Consider the following 2,926-nt stretch of genomic DNA (forward strand, 5'->3'; position numbering starts at 1 on the left):
GGGGCGGCGGGTGGGGGAGGTGTTGCGCGCGCGGGGAGCGACTTAGCTTCTGGCGCCGGAAGTCCCACGTTGAGAAAGAGTTTCCCCAGGAGTGGTCCGTGGCCAAAAAGTCCTTCACGCTGATGGTCATCCCGGACCACGACGCTCCGGTGAAGCGCTACACCATCCAGCGCTCCTGGCTGGTGCAGGTGGGCATGGGCCTGATGCTGGTGGCGGGCCTGGGCGCCGGTGCGAGCATCCACTACCTCCAGGTGGCGGCGGACGCGTCGGAGAACCGCATCCTGCGTGAGGAGAACCTCACGCTGCGCTCGCAGCTGAAGTCGGTGCGTGAGCGCATCGAGCACATCGGTTCGACGCTGGACCGCGTGGAGCGTTTCGACCAGAAGCTGCGCGCGGTGACGCTGCTGTCGGACCCGCAGCGCAACCTGGCCATGGGCCCCACGGAGCCGGAGGCTGGCACCGCGGCGCCCACGACGGACACGCAGTTCACCCAGCTGACCACCACGGACACGCCCAAGATGATGCTGGGCCGCCTGGACCGGCTCTCCGCGGAGGCCACCCGTCAGGAGCTGAGCCTCCAGGACCTGCAGGCCTACTTCCAGGACCAGAAGTCGCTGCTGGCCTCCACGCCGTCGGTGTGGCCGGCGCGCGGCTGGGTGACCAGCGATTTCGGTCAGCGCCTGGACCCGTACACGGCGGACCGGGTGACGCACGCGGGCCTGGACATCGCGGCGCCGCACGGCAAGGAAGTCACCGCGCCGTCTGACGGCACGGTGGTGTTCGCGGGCCTGGAGGGCGGGTACGGCAACGTGCTCGTCATCGACCACGGCTACGGCATCAAGACGCGCTACGGCCACCTGTCCAAGATCCTGGTGAAGGCCGGGGACCGGGTGAAGCGCGGCGCGACCATCGCGGCGGTGGGCAACACCGGCCGCTCCACCGGCCCCCACCTGCACTACGAGGTGCGCGTGAACGGCGTGCCGCAGAACCCGCGCAAGTTCATCCTCGAAGAGTAGGCGTCGAGTCGTCCGGGGACGCGGTCAGGTTCCTTCCGGCTCCGGAAGGAACGCATCCAGGCGCAGGCGCCGCCGCTGCAGGCCGTGCGTCCGCCCGGTGCGCTCCATGATGTAGGCCCGCTCCACCTCCGCCCACAGGAGCGGCCCCAGCACCTGCCAGTGCGACGGCTGGTGCACCGTCAGCTCCAGCAGCGCCACGGTGAAGCCCGGCACGTCGGTGTCAGAGGCGCCCGGAGGCAGCGCGGGGCGCAGGTCCTCCGAAAGCTTCGCGCGCGTCGCTTCCGCGCTGTCCTCGCGCACGGTGAGCTGGGACGTGGGCAGCAGCAGCACCGCGAACCCGTCCGGCTGGAAGCGCACGATGCGCGCGCCCGGGTACTGCGCGCCGAGCGACGCCACGACGCCCTTGAGCAGCGCGTCCCCGGCGGGGAAGCCGAAGCGCGCGTTGAAGTGGATCATCTCCTTCACGTCCACCATCAGCGCGCCCACGCGCCAGCCGTCGTGGTGCGCGTGCGTGGACAGGTCGAACTCCTCCTTGAGGAGCGTGCCCTGCGTGAGGGCAAGCACGTGCATGGCCCCGGTGGCATCCGGTTGGCCGCGCCGGCGCTGTTCGGCGGCGATGAGCTCCTGGGCGGCCGCCTGCGGCGCCTCCTGGGCGTGCCCCGGGCGCGCGGCCCGGGGGTGGAGGGCGACCAGGGCGGTGGCGGTGGCGTCGTCGAGTGAGTAGGGCATCGTGTCCGCGTGTGTAGCGCGGACCCGCCCCGGGCGCAGGAAAGCTTCTCCTGCGCGCCCGCTCCACTGCCCTCAGCGCATGCGGAGCCTTCAGCGCATGCGATGGGCCGTCACGGTGACTTCGTCCCGGTCATGGTAGAGCTGGCGGACGGTGAGGCCCTCCCAGCCCCCGTCGTCCACGAGCGTCTGGCGCACCCGCAGGAGCAGCGGGTTCTTGTCCTTCATGGGCAGCTTGATGTTGGCCACCAGGTTGCGTGCCCAGCGGCGCCGGCCCCACTTGGCCAGCAGCTGCGCGACCTCCAGGGGCCGCCACGCCATGTCGCAGAAGAGCCAGTCCGCGGACTCCTCGGGGGCGTAGGCGAAGGCGCTCTCCTGCACGTGCTGGACGCGCGGGTTCTTCGCCAGCTCCGGCATCAGCTTCGCGGGGTCCACCGCCACCACCCGCGCCCCTCGGGCCACCAGCCGCTGCGTCCAGCCGCCCGGCGCCGCGCCCAGGTCCACGCAGACGTCGCCGCGCCCGGGCTCATGCGCCAGCCCGTCCAGCGCCTCCTCCAGCTTCATCGCCGCGCGGGAAGGGGACTCGCCCGCGCGCTTCATCCGCCGCCGCCCGCCCGGCGCGAGCGACAGGGCCTCACGGGCGCTCACCGCGCCCAAGCTCAGCACCCCGTCCGGCGCGACGCACAGGCCCACCAGCAGGGCCCCCGCCTCGCGCGCCCGGCCGTCGTCCTCCAGCACGCGTCCCGCGGGGAGCGCGGCCCGCACCGCCGCCTCCAGCGCTTCCGCGCGGCCCGCCTGCGTGTTGCCCTTCGCGCTGTCCGGCGTGTAGGCCCGCACGAGCCAGGGCACCCGAGAGGGCAGCCCGGACATCGCCGCCACCAGGTCCTCCACCGGCACCTGGGCTCCACCCGGGGGCGCCCAGGTGGCGACGACCTTCTCCACCGCCCGGCCAAAGGCGGGGGGAACTTCCGGCCGCTGCTCGGACTCCAGCAGGGCAGGCCCCAGGAGGCGGGGGCCCGCTCCAGCCCAGGTCAGCTCCTCGAACAGATGCGACTCGAAGCCCTCCCGGCAGGTCCACAGCCACCGGCCCGGCTGGGCCGCCAGCGTCTGTGCGGGCATGGATGGTACGCGCGCCCGAGGTGGGATGCGCGGCGCGGGCGAGGCGATGGGGGCCGGGGCGGAGC

3 protein-coding genes are annotated in these 2,926 nt (G+C 72.9%); 1 reads left to right on the forward strand and 2 read right to left on the reverse strand.

Annotated elements, in window-relative coordinates:
- The first annotated feature begins 98 nt into the window (after positions 1–98).
- A complete protein-coding gene (locus D7V80_RS40600; RefSeq protein WP_120593108.1) occupies positions 99–1,016 on the forward strand; it encodes a M23 family metallopeptidase in 918 nt (305 codons plus the stop codon).
- A 24-nt stretch (positions 1,017–1,040) separates the two neighbouring features.
- On the opposite strand, the gene D7V80_RS40605 is transcribed toward D7V80_RS40600, so the two are convergent.
- On the reverse strand, positions 1,041–1,745 hold the full coding sequence (locus tag D7V80_RS40605; protein WP_120593109.1) for a diguanylate cyclase domain-containing protein: 705 nt from the start codon (positions 1,743–1,745) through the stop codon (positions 1,041–1,043).
- Positions 1,746–1,835: 90 nt separating this feature from the next.
- Complete coding sequence (locus D7V80_RS40610; RefSeq protein WP_120593110.1) at positions 1,836–2,861, reverse strand: SAM-dependent methyltransferase; 1,026 nt, start codon at positions 2,859–2,861, stop codon at positions 1,836–1,838.
- Positions 2,862–2,926 lie beyond the last annotated feature (65 nt).

The organism is Corallococcus sp. CA054B (assembly GCF_003611625.1).
Lineage (GTDB): Bacteria > Myxococcota > Myxococcia > Myxococcales > Myxococcaceae > Corallococcus > Corallococcus coralloides.

Bases quoted from the DNA above. Each gene is read 5' to 3' on its own strand.
- D7V80_RS40605 (WP_120593109.1), bottom strand. From the start codon at position 1,745: ATGCCCTACTCACTCGACGACGCCACCGCCACCGCCCTGGTCGCCCTC.
- D7V80_RS40610 (WP_120593110.1), bottom strand. From the start codon at position 2,861: ATGCCCGCACAGACGCTGGCGGCCCAGCCGGGCCGGTGGCTGTGGACC.